Below are 19,058 nucleotides of genomic sequence, written 5' to 3'. Positions count from 1 at the left end.
TATTAAAATTAAGCAACATTCAAAGGCGGAACATCTCGCCCCTGACGTTGGTAAAAATCGGTCACGAAGCTCTCTAATTTACCCTCTTCAATAGCCTTACGTAAACCCGCCATCAAGCGCTGGTAGTAACGCAGGTTATGAATGGTATTGAGTCGCGCGCCCAATATTTCGTTGCAACGATCGAGATGATGCAAGTAAGCGAGGGAATAATTGCGACAGGTGTAGCAATCACACTCAGGGTCGAGTGAACCCGTATCGCTCTTATATTTCGCGTTACGGATTTTCACCACGCCGTTGGTCACAAACAGATGACCATTGCGGGCATTACGTGTTGGCATAACACAGTCAAACATATCGATGCCGCGACGAACGCCTTCTACCAAATCTTCTGGTTTACCCACGCCCATCAGATAACGTGGTTTATCCGCCGGTATTTGCGGGCAAACATGTTCCAGAATACGGTGCATGTCCGCTTTTGGTTCACCCACAGCGAGACCGCCGACAGCGTAGCCATCAAAGCCAATCTCTACCAGACCTTTCACAGAGATATCGCGTAAATCTTCGTAAACGCTCCCCTGAATGATGCCAAACAGCGCATTCGGGTTTTCCAGCGAGTCGAAACGGTCACGGCTGCGTTTTGCCCAGCGCAGCGACATCTCCATTGAACGTTTAGCGTAGTCCCAGTCTGCCGGGTACGGCGTACATTCATCGAAAATCATGACGATATCGGAGCCGAGATCGTACTGAATTTCCATGGATTTTTCAGGATCGAGGAAGATCGGATCGCCGTTAATTGGGTTACGGAAGTGCACGCCTTTCTCGGTGATCTTACGAATGTCACCCAGGCTAAAGACCTGGAAGCCGCCGGAATCGGTCAGGATCGGCCCTTTCCACTGCATAAAGTCATGCAGGTCGCCGTGCAATTTCATAATTTCCTGACCCGGACGCAACCACAGGTGAAAGGTATTGCCGAGGATAATCTGCGCGCCAGTGGCTTCCACTTCTTCCGGCGTCATCCCCTTAACGGTGCCGTAGGTGCCAACAGGCATAAAAGCAGGCGTTTCCACTACGCCACGATCAAACACCAGACGGCCACGGCGTGCGCGACCATCGGTGGTATCCAGCTCAAATTTCACTTCATTTCTCCTGCATCAGAGAGACAGTCTGATGGTTAAAAATTCACCCCGGCATCACGCCAGGGTGCTAATAGTACCCCCGGCTGGCGCTATCGCTTAGCCGGGCTACGACAGTCAGGGGAGCTCACTCACCCGGACGTTCATTAATTGCCTGCGGATTGTACGTGATAAACATCGCATCACCGTAACTAAAAAAGCGATATTTGTGCGCAACCGCTTCCTGGTAGGCGTACATGGTGTGCTTATAACCAGCGAAAGCTGAAACGAGCATAATCAGGGTCGATTCCGGCAGGTGGAAATTGGTCACCAGCGCATCGATAACCTGATACTGATAGCCCGGAAAAATAAAGATTTGCGTATCGCCAAAGAAGGGCTCGATCAATGCATTTTTCGCCGCCTGCGCCGCGCTCTCCAGCGAACGCACAGAGGTGGTCCCTACGGCGATAACACGATTGCCGCGCGCTTTGGCCGCCAGCACCGCATCGACAACCTCCTGCGGCACTTCGGCGTACTCAGAGTGCATAATATGGTCTTCGATGCTGTCCACACGCACCGGCTGGAAGGTTCCCGCCCCGACGTGCAGCGTGACGAATGCCATCTCAATCCCCTTCTCGCGCAAACGCGCCAGCAGCGGTTCATCAAAATGCAGACCGGCGGTAGGCGCCGCAACCGCACCCGGCTTCTGGCTATAGACCGTCTGATAAAGCTCACGGTCGGCGTCTTCATCAGGACGGTCAATATAAGGCGGCAGCGGCATATGGCCGATGGCGTTAAGAATATCAAGCACCGGACGTTCGTCGTTAAATTCCACTTCGAAAAGCGCATCATGACGGGCCACCATGGTGGCATGGATGCTCTCGTCATCGCCCAGCAACAGTTCCGCGCCCGGTTTCGGTGCTTTAGAGGCACGAATATGCGCCAGAATGCGCTTATCGTCGAGCATACGCTCAACCAGCACTTCAATCTTACCGCCGCTGGCTTTGCGCCCGAACAGACGCGCCGGGATCACGCGGGTATTATTGAAGACCAACAGGTCGCCAGGATTCAGTTTGTCGAGTAAATCCGTGAACGTACCGTGCGCAAGCGCGCCTGTCGGCCCGTCCAGCGACAGCAAGCGGCAACTGCTGCGCTCAGGCTGCGGATAATGGGCAATCAGGGATTCAGGTAATTCAAAGGAAAAATCGGCAACGCGCATGACACTAACTCGAGACGTAAATAAGAGGCGGGTAGTCTAGTGCCGGGGCGTTCTCCCTGCAACCTTTACCCCTCCGGAGAGTTCATATACTCTAAATAATTCGCATTACAAATGGCGGCAGCACAGGAAATTCCCAATCATCGCTGGTGGATGGCATACGCCGCTACGATATGCGACCTGAACAAAAACGAGTATAACGATGAATTTTCTCGCACACCTGCACCTGGCTCACCTCGCCAATAGCTCGCTTTCCGGTAATTTGCTGGCGGATTTTGTTCGCGGCAACCCGGATGAACTCTACGCGCCCGACGTGGTTTCCGGCATCCATATGCATCGCCGTATCGACGTACTGACCGACAACCTGCCGGAAGTCAAAGAAGCGCGCGGCTGGTTTCGTCCTGAAACACGCCGTGTCGCGCCAATCACGCTTGATGTGATGTGGGATCATTTCGTCTCGCGCCACTGGGAGCAGATCTCGCCGTCAATGCCGCTTAGCGAATTTGTCGGCTACGCGCATGCACAAGTCAGTGTGATCCTGCCGGAGGCGCCGCCACGTTTCGTCAATTTAAATGACTATTTATGGTCGGAGCGCTGGCTGGAGCGCTACCGGGAGATGGATTTTATCCAGCGGGTGCTAAACGGCATGGCCAGCCGCCGACCGCGACTCGATGCTCTGCGTGACTCGTGGCAGGACCTGGATAACCACTACGAGGCGCTGGAAGAGAAGTTCTGGCAATTCTACCCACGCATGATGGCGCAGGCAGAAGCCAGAACGCTGTAATTACGCCTTCTCTTTCACCTCGCGCCAGATGCGCAGCGCCATCCATGCCAGTGCCAGTACGCCCAGTACCAGCGCGGCCCAGACCAGGCCGGTGAGCCACTGACTACGCTGCTCAATCGGTGAGGTGGCGTTCAGACGCGCTTCGCCGCCCAGTTTTACCTCGTCGCCGACCCACGCCTCTGGCAGGCTTTCCGGCGCATGCTTCTGGCGTAAAGCCGCAGGAATCAACGCATCGAGATCCGTTGCCACGCTTTGCGCCGCTTTATTCCCCCACGCCAGAATGTACGGGCCGCTCCCCTGGGCATTAAAGATAAGCGTCTGGCCCGGTCGTAGCCCTGTCAATTCCGGAACGACTTTCGGCAGGTGAGCGTTGACCGTTGTCACCTGAATCTCCTGCACGTTACCCACCGTGACGGGGATTGGCTCTGATATCTGGTTATTTAAATTCCACAGTACTGTTTTCGTAAGCGGTCGCCACGCCTCATCGGCGCCGGAGCGCCAGGCGATCTCTACCGGCAGCGTACCCTCCTCTTCCAGACTCAGGGAAATGGAGGTCACAGGCTGCGGGCTGGCCCAATGGTAAAGCGCCTTATCCTGCGAGAGCGCACGCCCGGCGGCGGGCAGGGCCACGTTCGTTATCTCCGTCGATTGCGGGTTTTCTATCACCACTGCGCGGGTAAGCGTGACAGGCAACTGCGGCTTATCAAACACCAGCAGTAAATAGCGCGGGGTATTGATAACCATCGAAAGAGTAATGTTGATGGTATTCAGCGTCAGGCGATCGCTGCCGCTCGCAACGTCCATCAGCGGCGCATCCGCCTGCATTAAATCCCACTCTTTCATATCACTGCTGTAGTAGAGCGACGCTTTCCCCTGCCAGTTCACGGCCGGTTTATCCCAGCTAAGCTGGAGCTGTGTGACGTTCTGCCTTTGCACGTTATCCGGCAACGCCAGCAGATAGCTCTCGCCCATCGTGTTAATGCGTTCCCCTTCAAGTTTGATTTCATAACCCTCCGGGGAGCGCAGCCAGACCCGTTCCCCGGAATCTGACAGCTTTTCAACAGGTGAAGCCGCAAGAGGGAAAAGGCGTAAAGCCTGCTCCTTCGGCGCGGGCTGCGCTTCCTGCTGCACCTGGAGCGTAAAGGGCACACGCTCACCCTGATGGTTAAATACCCGAACATCGCGCAGATCGGGCCAGACGCTTTGCTGGTAGACATCGTCGGGTAACGCAACCCGATACCAGGGCGATGAGGCCGTTGTCGTAAGCGACCTGCCCCAGGCATAATCCTGCGGCGACTCCGGGGCGGTTTCCCGGGCAAGCCCCGGTAACGCCGCGCACCATAACGCGCCGGTAAAAATCGCTATCTTCCATTTCATGATTTTTCTTCCTCGCTGAACGCCTTCGCCCCTTTAGGCGGTAAGGGAGAGAAATATCCCACGATTAACACCAGCACCGCCACGCCAATAAAGGCGATAGCCCGCGCCAGGCCACCACCGCCCGCGCTGTCTACCAGCATTAATTTCACGATGACAACACCCAGCAACGCCGCGCCGCCGAGCCACAGGTGCCGTGACCCACGCCGGGTAGCCAGCAGCATCACCACCAGCGCACCCAACATCCAGAACAGCGCGAAACTGGTCTGAATCAGACGCGAATTCCACAGGCTTTCGCTATCCCAGTCCACACCGCCATAGTGCGCCAGCAGGCGCAGCAATAGTCCGTTAATCCACCAGAAAGCCAGCGCCAGCAGCGCAGGTGCAACCAATGGCGTAAAGGTCGCAGGCAAGCGCGGCCGCGCATAACGACACCAGAACCACACGCCGAGCATCGCGAAGGCTGCCCCCTCTTCCAGCGGGTTAACCAGCGGTAGATACAGGGAGTGAATAACGCGCCCGTCATGCATATTGCCAGCCACCAGCAAAACAACTAACAGCGGGATAAGCGGCAGCGGCCCCAACTGACCATAGAGTGCAGGCCAGACGCGTAGCGGCCAAATATTGCGATGAATGCCGCTGTGAAGCAGCAGAATAACAATGCCGCCAGCCGCCATCGGCAAGCCGATACGCCAGGCGTCCATTCCCCAGGGCAGTGCATCAACAAACCAGAAAAGCTCGGTTCCCGCCGCCAGTAATATCATCCACAACAGCGAAATATGAAGCCCTTGCGACAACCGGGCCGGAACTCTGCGCTCCCGCGATAACAGTAAATACGCCGAGGGCAGCGCCACGCACCAGGCGAGGTTTTGCCAGCCCGCCCCCAACAATTGCCGCTCGATAGTCAGTTGCCAGAGCAAAACCACCAGCATCACGGGCCAAAGCAGCCATACAGCATAGTGTAACGCCCGCCAGTGAAGCCGCCGTGCCATATAGCGCCAGCCCCAAACCGACAGCGCCAGCAGTCCGAGTACCGCCGCCGGAATGCCTTTATTGAGTATCCAGTCAGACGCGCCCCAAAGCGCCACCAGCCAGAAAGCAATACCGCCCGCCAACAGCACCAGGCTGCCTGGTGCCGGCAGGCGACGCCACAATCTGGCGGCGACCAGCCAGGTCGTGCTCAATACCGCAAAAATCACCATCACCGAGAACGCCGTTGTGCCGTCGGTCATCGCCCATAGCGCACTGCCGAGCGCCAGTACCAACAAACCCGTACCGCTATAGCTCATGCGACGCTGCCCTTGCATCACGCCAAGCCACAGTACGCCCAACCCTTCCAGTGCCCAGGCCATCGCAGTCCAGCGGGCTGAAAGCGCCAGCGGAATAGCAAGCGTGGTGAATGCGCCGCCGAGTGCCAGCGCCGCGAGAACAAGCGGTTTTCCCGCCGCCGGAAAGCGTTTTACGGCGCCCCAGGCCAGCAGCATATAAAACGCGCCGTAACCCAGCGCACTGAGTGCCGGGCCATATGTCAGGTGCTGTGTGATGGCATATTGCATACCAAACCCTATCAGCGGCGGGGCAAAGAGCAGCACGCCATCGATAATGCGCTTACCTTTCTTTTGCGCACGCAGTGACAGCGCCACGCTCAATACGCCGAAGATCAACAGATTAGCAATCAGGAAGAGCTGGCAGCTCAGATAGTACTGAGGCCGGTAGTCGGCGATACCCCACACTCCCCCCACCCCGAAGGTGAAGAACATCCCCAACAGGTTGAGTTCGCGCCAGTGCTGCCAGACGCTGATGGCCAGGATGCCGACAGACAGTAATAAATAGAAAGAGAATAACGTGACATGACTGCCGCCGCCCGAAGACAGCAGCAGCGGTGCGGCGTAACCGCCAAGACTCGCCAGCATGGCCAGACTCAACGCGCGCTGCAGCACCGCCAGCCCGACGCTGGCCGCGCAAATTAGCAATAACAGCGCAAACGCCAGCGACATGGGGAGCATCTGCCACAGTCGAAACGCGCCAAAGACCGTTAAATAGAGCGCGCCTGTTGCACCGCCTTGTAGAATTAAGGCAAAAACAGGCTGCTTGTGTCGTAAACGCCAGCCGAGGAATAACAGCGCCATCGCACCCAGCGCGGCAACGGCCAGGCGCAGCTCCAACGGGAAGAGCGAGCGTTCAACACTATAACGAAAGAGAAAAGCCAGCCCGAGAAATAGCAGGATGATACCCAGCTTTGCCAGCGGGTTTCCTTGCATAAACCAGCGCAACAGCGCGGTGACCATACCGCCAGCCTGACTGCCAGACGCGGGCTCCTCGCGTTCCGGTAGGGGAACGGAACCTCTGGCAGGCACGGTTGCCGCCGTCGTCCCTCGCGCCCAGACATTCACCGGAGCCGGTTCGATCGGAACCGGTTCGGGTTCAGGCATTGGCTGCGGTTCCGGGACTGAAACCTCAGGTACGATAACCTCAGGCGAGTCAACAGGAGAAGTGGTCTCCAGCGCTGCAGGCGCATGTCCTGGCGCATAACCACTCATCTGCTGTTCAAGCAGAGCCACGCGCTGGCGCAGGCGCGACAGCTCATCTCTGGCCGCATTACTACGCCGGTAAGCCAGAATCGACATTACCGGGATAACCACCAGCAATAGAAACAACACAGTACAGGCTATCAGTACCAGTCCATCCATGATTTCACCTTCATTCCGGAGCGTGCATATACTTTGGCACAAAGTATCGGAATTGCGCTATTCCCGCTGCGCTTTCTGGTAGGTGTTAGTTCCCCTGCCACACAGAGGCAGAGATTGCCGGTAACGACAGTACCCCATCCAGTAATGTGCCCTTGCCCTCTTTACCGTGCCAGACTTTGACATCCAGTAACGGCGATTCCGGCAGGACAACTTCGCAGGGCTCGCCACGGTTAATCGCCACCAGCACCCTTTCTTGCTGATACAAACGCAAAAAGATCACTACGTTCCCTTCGGCGTAGATAACCTGACAGCCGCCGTAACAGAGCGCCTGGCTACGTTTGCGCAGACGAGCCAGCCGCTGATAGAGCGCCAGCAGTTCCGTGTCCTGTTTCGCTTTGTCCCACGGGAAGGGTTTGCGGCAGAAGGGATCGTTGGCACCGTCCAGCCCAACCTCATCACCATAGTAGATGCAGGGCACCCCGGGCCAGGTAAACAGCCAAACCACCGCCAGCGGCAACCGGGCCACATCTTTTCCCAACACCGTTTTAAAACGCGGTGTATCGTGGCTATCCAGTTGGTTGAACATACGTAACTGTTGCTGATGCGAAAGTCCGGCGCGGTAGTTATCCATCCATACCATGCAGGTTTGCGCATCAATACGCTGGGGATCCATCGAAATATCGGTATTCGCCAGAAACGCCCATACCGGAAAGGTAAAACCACGGTAATTCATGGCGGCGTCTTCCACGTCCGCCTGTAGCCACTGGCGCGCATCGCCGAAATGCTCGCCGACGATATAGGCCTCAGGCAGCGTCTCTTTGGCGGCTTTGGTTATTCCGCCGACATGTTGCAGGTTATTGCGCGCACCGCCCCCCTCCCCCAGCATGTGCACTACATCCAGCCGCCAGCCATCCATATTCCAGGGCGCTTTCAGCCAGTGACGTACCACGCTGTCTTCGCCCTGGTACATCTCGTCCACCAGAGTTTGCGCCTGGTAATCCAGCTTTGGCAGGCTGGAATAGCCCAGCCAGTCACGCGCGCGGCCATCCTCATCAAAACTGTACCATTCACGCCATTCGGAAGCGGGGTTATGACAGGCGCCGGTAGTGCCGCGGTTGTGCCGGTCAAACCAGGCATGTGAATCACCGCTGTGATTAAAGACTCCGTCCAGTACCAGACGGATCCCCAGACGATGGGTACTCCGACGCAGGCGAAGCAATGCCTGATCGCCGCCGAAACGTGCGTCCACGTGACGGTAATCTTCCGTATCGTATTTATGCACGCTAGGGGCGACAAAGATCGGGTTCAGATAAAGCGCAGTCACGCCCAGTTCATGCAGATAGGGCAGCTTTTCACTGATACCGTCCAGCGTGCCGCCGTAAAAGGTCGAGCCACCGGCCTCGCTGCTCAACGGTTCATTCCAGTCGCGCAGCACTATCTCCTGGCCTGCGGCGTGGTGATAGTAAACGTTGTTCTGTTGATCTTGATGTTGTTCACCGCGGGCAAAACGATCGGGGAAGATCTGATAAAACACCTGTTCTGCTACCCACTGCGGCCCGCTGTCAGGGGAATCGACGGCGAATTGCTCCAGCCGTGCAGGGGGAAACGGGCTGAACCCCTGCGGGGTAAACCAGAGCTGGCGGTCGTCCCACAGCAGCTTAAAGCTGTAACGACGCCGCGGCTGGCCACTTTGCAGTGAGATGGCTGCACGCCAGGCCGTCACGCCAGGTTTTGGCGCCAGGCGGACCCGCCGCATCGGTATCGAGGTTTCTTCGTTATCTATCTCGGCCCGTAACGTGACGCGAGACGGAGGCTTACTTCCGGTTAGCCAGAGTGTCATCACCAGTTGGTCTTTATTCTGTTTTACAAATGGCGCGACAGGCAGATGCCAGGCTTGCAACATCGACTTTCCCCTATGTCAAAAATGACCTCACTCTTGCACAAATCTCGTCTCGACAGCTCATCTTTTCTGCGTTTTTATGGGGTTGAGAACCAGGGCGCAGAAAACTCGCTGCGCATATTTTTCGCAAAGCTAAATATGATCTGCCGGGTTTTGCATCGGATACAGGCCCGGTAAGGTGGAAGATGATGGGAGAGTGGTAACGCAGTGTTTGCCCGGTAATCTGACATTACCGGGCATCAGAGAAATTATGCTTTCTGGCGTTTAAACATCCAGCCAGTCAGTAGCAGAACAATCCACGCGAAACCCACATACAGCGAAATGCGCGTGTCCGGGTGCCAGCCAATCAGGGCGATAATAAAGACCAGAAACACCAGGCCAGCCACGGTGGTGGCAACGCCGCCCGGCACTTTAAATTTCAGGGCATTCACTTCCTGCGGAGACAAACGACGACGGAAGGCAATTTGCGACAGCAGGATCATGATCCATACCCACACGGTGGCGAAAGTCGCCAGCGAAGCAATCATCAGGAAGACGTTTTCCGGCATGATGTAATTGAGGTAAACCGCAAACAGCAGCGCGATGGTCATCACCATTACCGTGACCCACGGAATGCCGCGACGGGACGTTTTGGCAAACACTTTGGGCGCACTGCCCTGCTCCGCCATACCGTGCAGCATACGTCCCACGCCAAACACATCGGAGTTAATCGCCGACAATGAAGCGGTCAGTACGACGAAGTTAAGAATGCTGGCCGCGAAAGTGATCCCCATATGCTGGAAGGTCAGCACGAAGGGGCTGCCGTCGGTCCCCACCTGGTTCCACGGGTAGATAGACATGATGACAAACAGCGTGCCCACGTAAAACACCAGGATACGCATCGGCACGGAGTTAATCGCACGCGGAATAGATTTCTCAGGGTCTTTCGCTTCCCCGGCGGTGATGCCGATGATTTCAATACCGCCGTAGGCGAACATCACCATTTGCAGCGACATCACCATCCCCAACCAGCCGTTACTAAAGAAACCGCCGTTGGTCCACAGGTTACTGATACCGGTAGGCTGGCCGCCGTTGCCAATCCCCCAGATGATGATGCCAAAACCGGCGACGATCATGATGATGATGGTAGCGACTTTGAAGAAGGAGAACCAAAACTCCAGCTCACCAAAGACTTTCACGCTCATCAGGTTGATGGCGCAGATGATCAGCACCACGCTGAGCACCCAGATCCAGTGCGGTACGGCGGGAAACCAGACCCCCATATAAATGCCAAAGGCGGTCACATCGGCAATCGCCACAATCAGGATTTCGAAACAATAGGTCCAGCCGGTGATATAACCGGCCAATGGCCCGAGGTTTTCCTGCGCGTAGCGGGAAAATGAACTGGCGGACGGGTTATGTACTGACATCTCGCCCAGCGCGCGCATGATGATATACGCCGCCACACCACCGATGATATAGGCCAGCAATACGCTTGGCCCGGCCATTTTGATGGCATCGGCTGAACCGTAAAACAGCCCGGTGCCAATCGCCGACCCCAGGGCCATAAAGCGAATGTGCCGGGTACTAAGACCTCGCTTTAGTTTGTTCGTACTTTCCATGGTTTCCTGTTCCAGGATCTAAAAAAAACAAAAAACCACGGGACTTTACGTCCCGTGGTTAGTAAACCTTATTGCGCAATTAATGGGCGCTGGATGTCACCTGACGCCCGGCGGCACGATCCCAGCACACAGCCAGAGCCACCATCACCACTGTTGGCATCAACCAGGCCAGCCCCTGCTCTGCCAGCGGCAGACGCTGAGTCCAGGCCGGAAGCATATCGCTAAATGCAGATGCTTTGATACCGTCCAGTACGCCAAACGCCAGACTGATGAACATCGCCGGTGCAATTACGCGGGTCGAATTATGCCACCAGGAGCGCGTAAAGCTTAACACCACAAGTGCGATACACGGCGGATAAATCATTGTCAGCACCGGAATAGAGATTTGAATCAGATGGCTCAGCCCCAGATTCGACACCGCCATGGAGAAGATCCCCAGGATAAACACCAGCGCACGATAAGAGAGCGGCAGATATTGCGAGAAGAACTCCGCGCAGGCGCAGGTCAGCCCCACAGCCGTAACCAGGCAGGCGATAAAAATCAGCGCAGCCAACAGGAGGCTGCCAGCGCCACCAAAGGTATGGGCAACATATGCATGCAAAATCGCAGCACCATTGGCAGACTGATCCACCAGCGTCGAGCTATCAGAACCCAGACGGAACAGCGCCAGATAGAGCAGCGTCAGACCGACCCCGGCCATCAGGCCAGCCCAGACGGTATAGCGGGTCAGCAAGCGGGCTTCTGTTACGCCACGTGAACGTGCCGCATTAACGATAACAATACCGAACACCATCGCGCCCAGCGTATCCATGGTGAGATAGCCATTCACAAAACCGTTCGAGAACGCCGCATGCTGGTAGGCATCCATCGCATGGCTAATCGGACCGGCTGGCCAGATGATAGCGGCAACAGAGAGAACGATCAGCGCGATAATTTTCAGCGGCGCGAGAAAATTCCCGACGGTATCCAGCAATTTGCCCGGATAGAGCGACACCAGAATGACCAGCGCAAAGTAGATAATGCTGTAAATCAGCAGCGGCAGTGAGCCTTCACCGGTCAGCGGCGCAATCCCCACCTCAAACGATACCGTCGCGGTACGTGGCGTGGCAAACAGCGGCCCCACGGCCAGATAGCAGACGGTGGCCAGCAGTACGCCGGCAACTTTACCAATCGGCGTGCTGAGGCTATCCACCCCTCCGCCCACTTTCGCCAGCGCGACGACCGTCAGCACCGGCAGGCCCACAGCGGTAATCAGAAAGCCAATTGAGGCAGTCCAGACGTGCTCGCCCGCCTGCAAACCAACCATCGGAGGGAAGATGATATTTCCGGCGCCGACGAACAGCGCGAAAGTCATAAAGCCCAGAGCAACAATGTCTCGTGGTTTTAAATGATGGGTCATAAACGTTTACTGCCTGTGGATGTGATGTTGTAAGTGTTGAAATTTTCGCCTTATTTCAGCGGAACATTACGGCGGAAATAACCTTTAAACGTAGCGGGAAACACTTCCCGCGCTGCGTGACGGAGAATAGTTTTTCGATTTACCACGCAAATACAGTCGGTCTGACGACATACGGGGCGCAATTTAAACGCTTATAACGTTTAAAGGCAATAAGGGATCGCAAAACCAGATGGTTATACCAACTCTACAATAAATGCCAGATGAAGATACTGTATATAAGAAAAACGGATGGCTAATCATGCGAACAAAAAATAGTCAGAGACATAATATGTTTTAAGATTCGGGAAAAACGAAGTGTGAAAAGCGGGTCTATGACAGAAGTGGAAAGAAAAACTGACACCTCAGGTGTCAGCTTGCGTTCTTCACGACGAGACGTGCGGGCAATGTAAAACTGAAACGGGTGCCTTTACCCGGCGTACTGTCGATTTCGAGCTTACTTTCGTGATGGTTAAGGGCGTGTTTTACGATAGCCAGCCCCAAACCGCTACCACCAGTTTGCCGGGAGCGGGCTTTATCAACGCGGTAAAAGCGCTCTGTCAGGCGAGGAATATGTTCAGGCCCAATCCCCGGCCCATTATCTTCAACGATAAACTGTGCGCCAGAGATCGCACGCTGCCAGCGCACGGTAATGTGTGTTCCCGCTGGCGTATGGTTCACGGCGTTATAGACCAGATTGGAAATCGCGCTGCGTAGCTGATCCTCATTCCCCAGCACTTTCAGGTCGTTGTCGACCACGAATTCAAGCTCATGCTTCTTTTGGCTTAACGTCTGCGCCTCGCGCTCCACAACACGCAGCATCATCGGCACATCAATAGTTTCATTCGGCGGTAACGTCGGCGCCGCTTCTATTTTGGATAATGTCAGTAACTGTTTGACCAGACCTTCCATTCGCGATGTCTGCTCACGCATGGTGTGCAGCGCCTTGTCACGCGGCGGCCCTTCCAGCGTCTGCTCCTGCATCATTTCCAGATAGCCCTGCAATACCGTCAGCGGTGTGCGTAGCTCATGGCTGACGTTGGCAAAAAAGTTACGCCGGGCCCCTTCAAGCTGATGCATTTGCGTGACGTCACGCGCCACCATCAATAACTGCTGCTCGCTGTAGGGCATCACGCGGATCTCCAGATGGCGACCATTGTTAAGCACCAGATTAAGCGGGCGGGTGAAATCTTTCGTTTTAAGGTAGCGGGTAAATTCCGGATAACGCAGCAGGTTGAGGATGTTTTGTCCGTTATCGTCCGGCCAGCGTAGATTCAGCAATTGCTGTGCCAGGCCATTACACCAAAACATCGTCCCCTCTTCGGTGATCATCACTAACGCATCAGGTAGCGACTCCGCGCCGCTACGAAAGCGTTTGATCAGATTACCCAGCTCGCGACGGCGTTTTTTATTACGCATCTGCATCTGGTGCAGACCATAAAGCAGGGGTTCCCAGCTTCCCGTGCCCGGCGGCGGCGTCATACTTTTATCGACCCACAACCACCAGGAAAGACGCATTAAATTCCAGAAATGCCAGGCCAGTAACCCGGTGACTGCCACCAGTAAAAACCAGGGCAGATAACCAAAGAAAGCGCCGAGCAGTGCAGCGGGTAGACAACAAAGGATGAGTTCGAGTACCAGCCTTTTCCATGACAGCCGTTCCAGCACGCGTCACACTCCTTTCAGATTTTAGAAACGGGTCGAGAAACGATAACCCGTGCCGCGAACGGTTTGAACCATACGATCGTGGCCGCTGTGTTCCAGCGCTTTACGCAACCGGCGAATATGAACATCCACCGTGCGGTCTTCAACATACACATTCGTTCCCCAGACATGGTTCAGCAGCTGTTCGCGGCTATAAACACGCTCAGGATGCGTCATGAAGAAATGCAGTAGCTTAAACTCCGTCGGCCCCATGTCCAGAGGATTTTCACCGGTCATTACACGGTGAGAGCTCGGATCAAGGCTCAGGCCCTGCATTTCGATAACTTCTTCTACCGCCATCGGCGAGATACGACGCATGACAGCCTTAATACGTGCCACCAGTTCCTTGGGCGAAAACGGCTTAGTAATGTAATCGTCCGCGCCCGTCTCAAGTCCGCGCACGCGGTCTTCTTCTTCACCACGGGCGGTCAACATCATCACCGGGATATCACGGGTCATCGCTTCACGCTTGAGATGTTTAATGAACTGAATACCTGAGCCACCTGGCAGCATCCAGTCGAGCAAAATCAGATCGGGCCAGGGTTCATTAAGTTGGTTCACCGCGCTGTCATAATCTTCCGCTTCGACAGGTTGAAAGCCGTTTTGTTCGAGCACGAAACACACCATTTCACGGATTGGCGCTTCGTCTTCTACGACCAGAATGCGTCTTGCCATAATTTGCCCTGTTTAAATTAAGTCATCAGCTAAGTGCGGCGCCATTATGCGTCACTTTTGTGACAGATTTATGAAACAAATGACCAACAGGTGACCCAAGCCTTTGTTTTATGACAGTGGGAAATTCTTTCACTGGCGGCTCGTGTGCCCCTGAATGTTATAATCGCGTTTACGCTTTTTTGCCACGGAACCGCTATGCGCATCCTTCATACTTCGGACTGGCACCTGGGTCAGAACTTCTACAGTAAAAGCCGCGCCGCCGAACACGACGCTTTCCTCACCTGGCTGCTGGCCACCGCTGAGGAGCACCAGGTCGACGCCATTATTGTCGCGGGCGACATCTTTGATACCGGCTCCCCACCCAGCTATGCGCGCGAGCTGTATAACCGTTTTGTGGTGAAATTACAGCAGACGGGTTGTCATCTGGTTGTGCTGGCAGGTAATCATGATTCAGTAGCCACCCTTAATGAATCGAAAGATATTCTTGCGTGGCTGAAGACAACCGTTGTTGCCAGCGCAGGCAGCGCGCCTTTTTATTTACCGTTGCGTGACGGTTCGCCCGGTGCGGTTTTCTGCCCGGTGCCTTTTTTGCGTCCACGCGACATCATGACCAGCCAGGCGGAACTCTCCGGGCAAGAAAAACAGCTACATTTGCTGCAAGCCATCACCGATTACTACCAGCAACAGTATCAGGCCGCTTGCGAATTACGCGGCGACAACGTGCTGCCGATAATCGCCAGCGGCCATCTGACCACCGTCGGTGCCAGTAAGAGTGACGCCGTACGTGACATCTATATCGGTACGCTGGATGCCTTCCCCGCGCAAAACTTTCCGCCTGCGGATTACATCGCGCTTGGGCATATTCACCGCCCGCAAAAGCCGGGTGGGCAAGAGCATATCCGCTACTGCGGCTCGCCTATCGCTTTGAGCTTTGACGAAACCGGTAACAGCAAGTATGTCAATCTGGTGACATTTTCAGCAGGAAAACTGGCGGATGTGACAGCGCTGGAAGTCCCTGTTACACAGCAACTGGCGGTCATCAAGGGTGACCTTGAGTCGATTCGTCAGCAACTTGAGCAGTGGCGTGGCAGCCCAACTGACGCTCCCGTGTGGCTGGATATCGAGATCGCGACCGAGGATTATCTGAGCAACATGCAGCGAAAAATTCAGGCTCTCACCGCCGATCTGCCGGTCGAGGTGTTATTGGTTCGCCGCAGCCGCGAACAGCGGGAGCGCATCCTCGCGGGTGAGCGCCGCGAAACCTTAAGCGAGTTAAAAGTGGAAGAGGTTTTCGCGCGTCGCCTGGCGCAGGAGGAGCTCGATGACATTCAGATTGCCCGCCTGCAGTCGCTCTTTTCCGAAACGCTCCACTCGCTCAATCAGGAGCATGACGCATGAAAATCCTCAGCCTACGCCTGAAAAACCTTAACTCATTAAAAGGCGAATGGAAGATTGATTTCACCGCCGAGCCGTTTGCCAGTAATGGCCTGTTTGCCATCACCGGGCCAACCGGCGCCGGGAAAACGACCCTGCTGGATGCCATCTGCCTGGCGCTCTATCACGAGACACCGCGTCTGAATACCGTTTCACAGTCGCAGAATGATCTGATGACCCGTGACACCGCCGACTGCCTGGCAGAGGTCGAATTTGAAGTTAAAGAGGTCGCTTATCGCGCATTCTGGAGCCAGAGCCGTGCGCGTAATCAGCCGGACGGTAATTTACAGGTTCCGCGTGTAGAGCTGGCCCGCTGTGCAGACGGCAAGATCCTCGCCGACAAAGTAAAAGACAAACTGGAGCTAACCGCTGCCTTAACCGGGCTCGATTATGGCCGTTTCACCCGCTCCATGCTGCTCTCCCAGGGGCAATTCGCCGCGTTTCTCAACGCCAAACCGAAAGAGCGCGCAGAACTGCTCGAAGAACTGACCGGCACCGAAATCTACGGGCAGATTTCTGCCGACGTGTTTGAAAAACATAAAGTTGCCAAAATAGAGCTGGAGAAACTGCAGGCGCAGGCCGAAGGCGTGGTTCTGCTTACCGATGAGCAGCGGGAATCCCTGAATGCAAGTGTGCAGGCACTCACTGACGAAGAACAGCGTCTGTTAGACGGGCAGCGGAGTGTGCAGGCACAACTGAACTGGCTTATTCGCAGCGCTGAATTGCAAGCCGCCTGCGACCAGGCACACAAAACCCGGCAGCAGGCACAACAGGCACGCACTGCCGCCGAACCTCAGTTAGCGCGGCTTGCGCGGGTTCAACCGGCCCTGTTACTGCGCCCCGTCTGGGAACGGTTACTGGAGCAGCGAAAAGCACAGGACAGCAGTCGTCGCCAGAATGAAGAAGTAAATACTCGCTTACAGGCGAGCCTCGCGCTGCGGGCCCAGATCCGCGCCAGCGCCGCACGCCAGCATCAGGAGTTGATGGCGTCGCAAAAAACGCTGTCGCTCTGGCTTGAAGACAACAAACGCTTCCAGCGCTGGCAGACCGAGTTAACCGGCTGGCGGGCGATGCTAAGCCAGCAGGAAGATGACAAAAAGCCGTGGCATGCCCTGCAGGAACGCATTCAGCAAAACGAGTACAAATTACGTAATCTGATGACCGTCTCGCTGGAGATGACCACCGATGAGGTTAACGCAGCGATGACGCTCTGTGCGCAGAACCGCCCGCTGCGTCAACGCCTGACCGCCCTGCATGCACGTTTTGCTCCGTTACAAAAACATCTCGCCCAACGGCAGCAAAGCCTGACCGAATTGAAAGCTGAGCAGGAAAAACTGACGGCCGAGCTGGCGCGTAAGCGTGAGCTTTATAAAGAAAAAAACCAGTTGCTGACGGATGTTCGCACCCTTTGCGAGCTGGAAGACCGCATCCACAGCCTGGAAAGCGAACGCGCCCGTCTGCAACCGGGTCATCCCTGCCCGCTTTGTGGCTCGACATCGCACCCTGCGATTGTTGAATATCAGGCCATCGTCCCCGGCGTGAATCATGCCCGCCGCGATGCGCTGGATCTCGAAGTCCGTCAGGTAAAAGAGGATGGCGTGGCACTCAGCGAGCGTCTGAAGGGGATAAGTGAGCGCATTGAAAAAGACGACCGCGAAGCGAAATCACTTCGCGAGCAGGAGCAAACGCTTACCAACGAGTGGCAGGAATTGTGCCTGACGTTGAATGTCACCCTGCGGCCGCAGCAAGACATCTCCAGTTGGCTGAGCGCGCAGGATGCCTACGAACATCAGCTCTATCAGTTGAGCCAGCGTTTGACATTACAAAGCCAGATCAACGAGTTGCGCCTGCAGGTTCAGCAATACCAGCAGGCGGCAGAGGCGCGCCGGGCCAGTCTGGCCGCGATGCTGGAGCCACTGGGGCTGACACTGCCGCCAGAAGGTGAAGAGGCACAATGGCTTGCAGCACGTACCTCGGAAGCGGAACTCTGGCAGGAAAAACAGAGCGCATTTAGCGCATTGCACGAGCAGATTGCACAACTAACACCGCTTCTCGACACGCTGCCGGAAGAGGCAGTACCGGACGCGATAAAAACCGTTGCCCTGGACAACTGGCGGCAGGTACATAACGATTGCGTGTCGCTGCACAGTCAGTGGCAAACGCTGCAACAGCAACTGCGACATGAGACGGAGCGCCTGGCTGAACTGGAGAAACAGTTTGCCGATGCGCTGGCAAACAGTGAGTTTGCCGATCGGGAAGAGTTTCTTGCTGCGCTGTTGAGCGATGACGAACGCGCGCGCCTGGAGCAGCTTCGTCAGCGTCTCGACCGTGACGAACAACAGGCACAGGTACTGGTCGCCAACGCTGAACAGGCTCTCGCGGCGCATAGCGCGCAGCCTCCTGCCGCCCTGACTGACGATACGGACGCCGAAAAATCCCGTGAAGCGCTGGAGTTGCTGGCCCGCCAGTTGCGTGAAAACACCACCCGCCAGGGGGAATGCCGACAGCAACTTAAACAGGATGCAGACAATCGCCAGCGCCAGCATGCGCTGATGCTGGATATTGAACGCGCGGCGCTGCGCTGTGACGACTGGGGACATCTCAACGCGCTGATTGGTTCAAAAGAAGGGGATAAATTCCGTAAATTCGCCCAGGGGCTAACTCTCGATAACCTGGTGTGGCTGGCCAACAATCAGTTGAACCGCCTGCACGGGCGCTATCTGCTTAAACGCAAAGTCAGCGAAGCGCTGGAGTTGGAGGTCGTCGATACCTGGCAGGCGGATGCGATACGTGATACCCGCACCCTTTCCGGCGGCGAAAGTTTTCTTGTGAGCCTTGCGCTGGCACTGGCGCTGTCGGACCTGGTGAGTCATAAAACCCGCATCGACTCACTCTTCCTGGATGAAGGTTTCGGCACGCTGGACAGCGAAACACTGGATACCGCCCTGGATGCGCTCGACGCACTGAATGCCAGTGGAAAAACCATTGGCGTTATCAGTCACGTTGAGGCGATGAAGGAGCGTATTCCGGTGCAGATTAAAGTCAGGAAAATTAACGGGCTGGGGTACAGCAAGCTGGATAGCGCATTTTCGGTGCCACACACGTAACCTGTGAATACCCGGATGCGGTACAA

General features: G+C 55.8%; 12 protein-coding genes. 3 read left to right on the top strand and 9 right to left on the bottom strand.

Going from position 1 to position 19,058, the window contains the following annotated elements:
• Nucleotides 1–8: 8 nt before the first annotated feature.
• Nucleotides 9–1,136, bottom strand: coding sequence for a tRNA guanosine(34) transglycosylase Tgt (tgt, locus tag IP582_RS05110; protein WP_041852534.1), 1,128 nt, complete (start codon nt 1,134–1,136; stop codon nt 9–11).
• A 124-nt stretch (nt 1,137–1,260) separates the two neighbouring features.
• A complete protein-coding gene (queA, locus tag IP582_RS05105) occupies nt 1,261–2,331 on the bottom strand; it encodes a tRNA preQ1(34) S-adenosylmethionine ribosyltransferase-isomerase QueA (protein ID WP_193795267.1) in 1,071 nt (356 codons plus the stop codon).
• 199 nt (nt 2,332–2,530) lie between these two features.
• Here queA and acpH point away from each other — a divergent pair, with 199 nt between their 5' ends.
• Nucleotides 2,531–3,112, top strand: a complete 582-nt coding sequence (gene acpH / locus IP582_RS05100) for an ACP phosphodiesterase (protein ID WP_071195845.1) — start codon at nt 2,531–2,533, stop codon at nt 3,110–3,112.
• Here the strand turns inward: acpH and IP582_RS05095 are convergent, their stop codons facing one another.
• The 7 genes from IP582_RS05095 to phoB form a co-directional block, all read right to left on the bottom strand.
• Nucleotides 3,113–4,489 carry a DUF3999 family protein gene (locus IP582_RS05095; protein ID WP_193795266.1) on the bottom strand — a complete coding sequence of 459 codons (1,377 nt, stop codon included), beginning with the start codon at nt 4,487–4,489 and terminating at the stop codon, nt 3,113–3,115.
• Nucleotides 4,486–7,176, bottom strand: a complete 2,691-nt coding sequence (locus IP582_RS05090) for a DUF2339 domain-containing protein (RefSeq protein ID WP_193795265.1) — start codon at nt 7,174–7,176, stop codon at nt 4,486–4,488. The genes IP582_RS05095 and IP582_RS05090 overlap by 4 nt, the downstream gene beginning before the upstream one ends.
• An 85-nt stretch (nt 7,177–7,261) precedes the next feature.
• Complete coding sequence (gene malZ, locus IP582_RS05085) at nt 7,262–9,079, bottom strand: maltodextrin glucosidase (protein ID WP_193795264.1); 1,818 nt, start codon at nt 9,077–9,079, stop codon at nt 7,262–7,264.
• A gap of 245 nt (nt 9,080–9,324) precedes the next feature.
• Nucleotides 9,325–10,677 carry a proline-specific permease ProY gene (gene proY / locus IP582_RS05080; RefSeq protein ID WP_193795263.1) on the bottom strand — a complete coding sequence of 451 codons (1,353 nt, stop codon included), beginning with the start codon at nt 10,675–10,677 and terminating at the stop codon, nt 9,325–9,327.
• 79 nt (nt 10,678–10,756) lie between these two features.
• On the bottom strand, nt 10,757–12,076 hold the full coding sequence (gene brnQ, locus IP582_RS05075; protein ID WP_041852543.1) for a branched-chain amino acid transporter carrier protein BrnQ: 1,320 nt from the start codon (nt 12,074–12,076) through the stop codon (nt 10,757–10,759).
• Between the two features lie 408 nt (nt 12,077–12,484).
• A complete protein-coding gene (gene phoR / locus IP582_RS05070; RefSeq protein WP_041852544.1) occupies nt 12,485–13,780 on the bottom strand; it encodes a phosphate regulon sensor histidine kinase PhoR in 1,296 nt (431 codons plus the stop codon).
• Nucleotides 13,781–13,801: 21 nt separating this feature from the next.
• The gene (phoB, locus tag IP582_RS05065; RefSeq protein WP_041852545.1) at nt 13,802–14,491 is read right to left on the bottom strand and encodes a phosphate response regulator transcription factor PhoB; all 690 of its coding nucleotides are present in this window, start codon (nt 14,489–14,491) and stop codon (nt 13,802–13,804) included.
• 195 nt (nt 14,492–14,686) lie between these two features.
• Between phoB and sbcD the strand changes: the two genes are divergently transcribed.
• Together sbcD and sbcC are read left to right on the top strand one after the other, a co-directional pair.
• On the top strand, nt 14,687–15,889 hold the full coding sequence (gene sbcD / locus IP582_RS05060; protein WP_193795262.1) for an exonuclease subunit SbcD: 1,203 nt from the start codon (nt 14,687–14,689) through the stop codon (nt 15,887–15,889).
• Nucleotides 15,886–19,032: an exonuclease subunit SbcC gene (gene sbcC / locus IP582_RS05055; protein WP_193795261.1), complete on the top strand. Its 3,147-nt coding sequence runs from the start codon at nt 15,886–15,888 to the stop codon at nt 19,030–19,032. The genes sbcD and sbcC overlap by 4 nt, the downstream gene beginning before the upstream one ends.
• Nucleotides 19,033–19,058: the final 26 nt, after the last annotated feature.

It is taken from the genome of Citrobacter sp. BDA59-3 (assembly GCF_015167655.1).
GTDB classification, from domain to species: Bacteria; Pseudomonadota; Gammaproteobacteria; order Enterobacterales; family Enterobacteriaceae; genus Phytobacter; species Phytobacter diazotrophicus.
Note: the sequence above shows the minus strand (reverse complement) of the source record. Positions and strands in the feature narration are given on the sequence as shown.

Excerpts from the sequence above, each read along its gene's own strand:
- malZ (WP_193795264.1), bottom strand. The coding sequence starts at position 9,079 with ATGTTGCAAGCCTGGCATCTGCCTGTCGCGCCATTTGTAAAACAGAAT.
- phoB (WP_041852545.1), bottom strand. The coding sequence starts at position 14,491 with ATGGCAAGACGCATTCTGGTCGTAGAAGACGAAGCGCCAATCCGTGAA.
- acpH (WP_071195845.1), top strand. The coding sequence starts at position 2,531 with ATGAATTTTCTCGCACACCTGCACCTGGCTCACCTCGCCAATAGCTCG.
- sbcD (WP_193795262.1), top strand. The coding sequence starts at position 14,687 with ATGCGCATCCTTCATACTTCGGACTGGCACCTGGGTCAGAACTTCTAC.
- IP582_RS05090 (WP_193795265.1), bottom strand. The coding sequence starts at position 7,176 with ATGGATGGACTGGTACTGATAGCCTGTACTGTGTTGTTTCTATTGCTG.
- brnQ (WP_041852543.1), bottom strand. The coding sequence starts at position 12,076 with ATGACCCATCATTTAAAACCACGAGACATTGTTGCTCTGGGCTTTATG.
- queA (WP_193795267.1), bottom strand. The coding sequence starts at position 2,331 with ATGCGCGTTGCCGATTTTTCCTTTGAATTACCTGAATCCCTGATTGCC.
- sbcC (WP_193795261.1), top strand. The coding sequence starts at position 15,886 with ATGAAAATCCTCAGCCTACGCCTGAAAAACCTTAACTCATTAAAAGGC.
- proY (WP_193795263.1), bottom strand. The coding sequence starts at position 10,677 with ATGGAAAGTACGAACAAACTAAAGCGAGGTCTTAGTACCCGGCACATT.
- IP582_RS05095 (WP_193795266.1), bottom strand. The coding sequence starts at position 4,489 with ATGAAATGGAAGATAGCGATTTTTACCGGCGCGTTATGGTGCGCGGCG.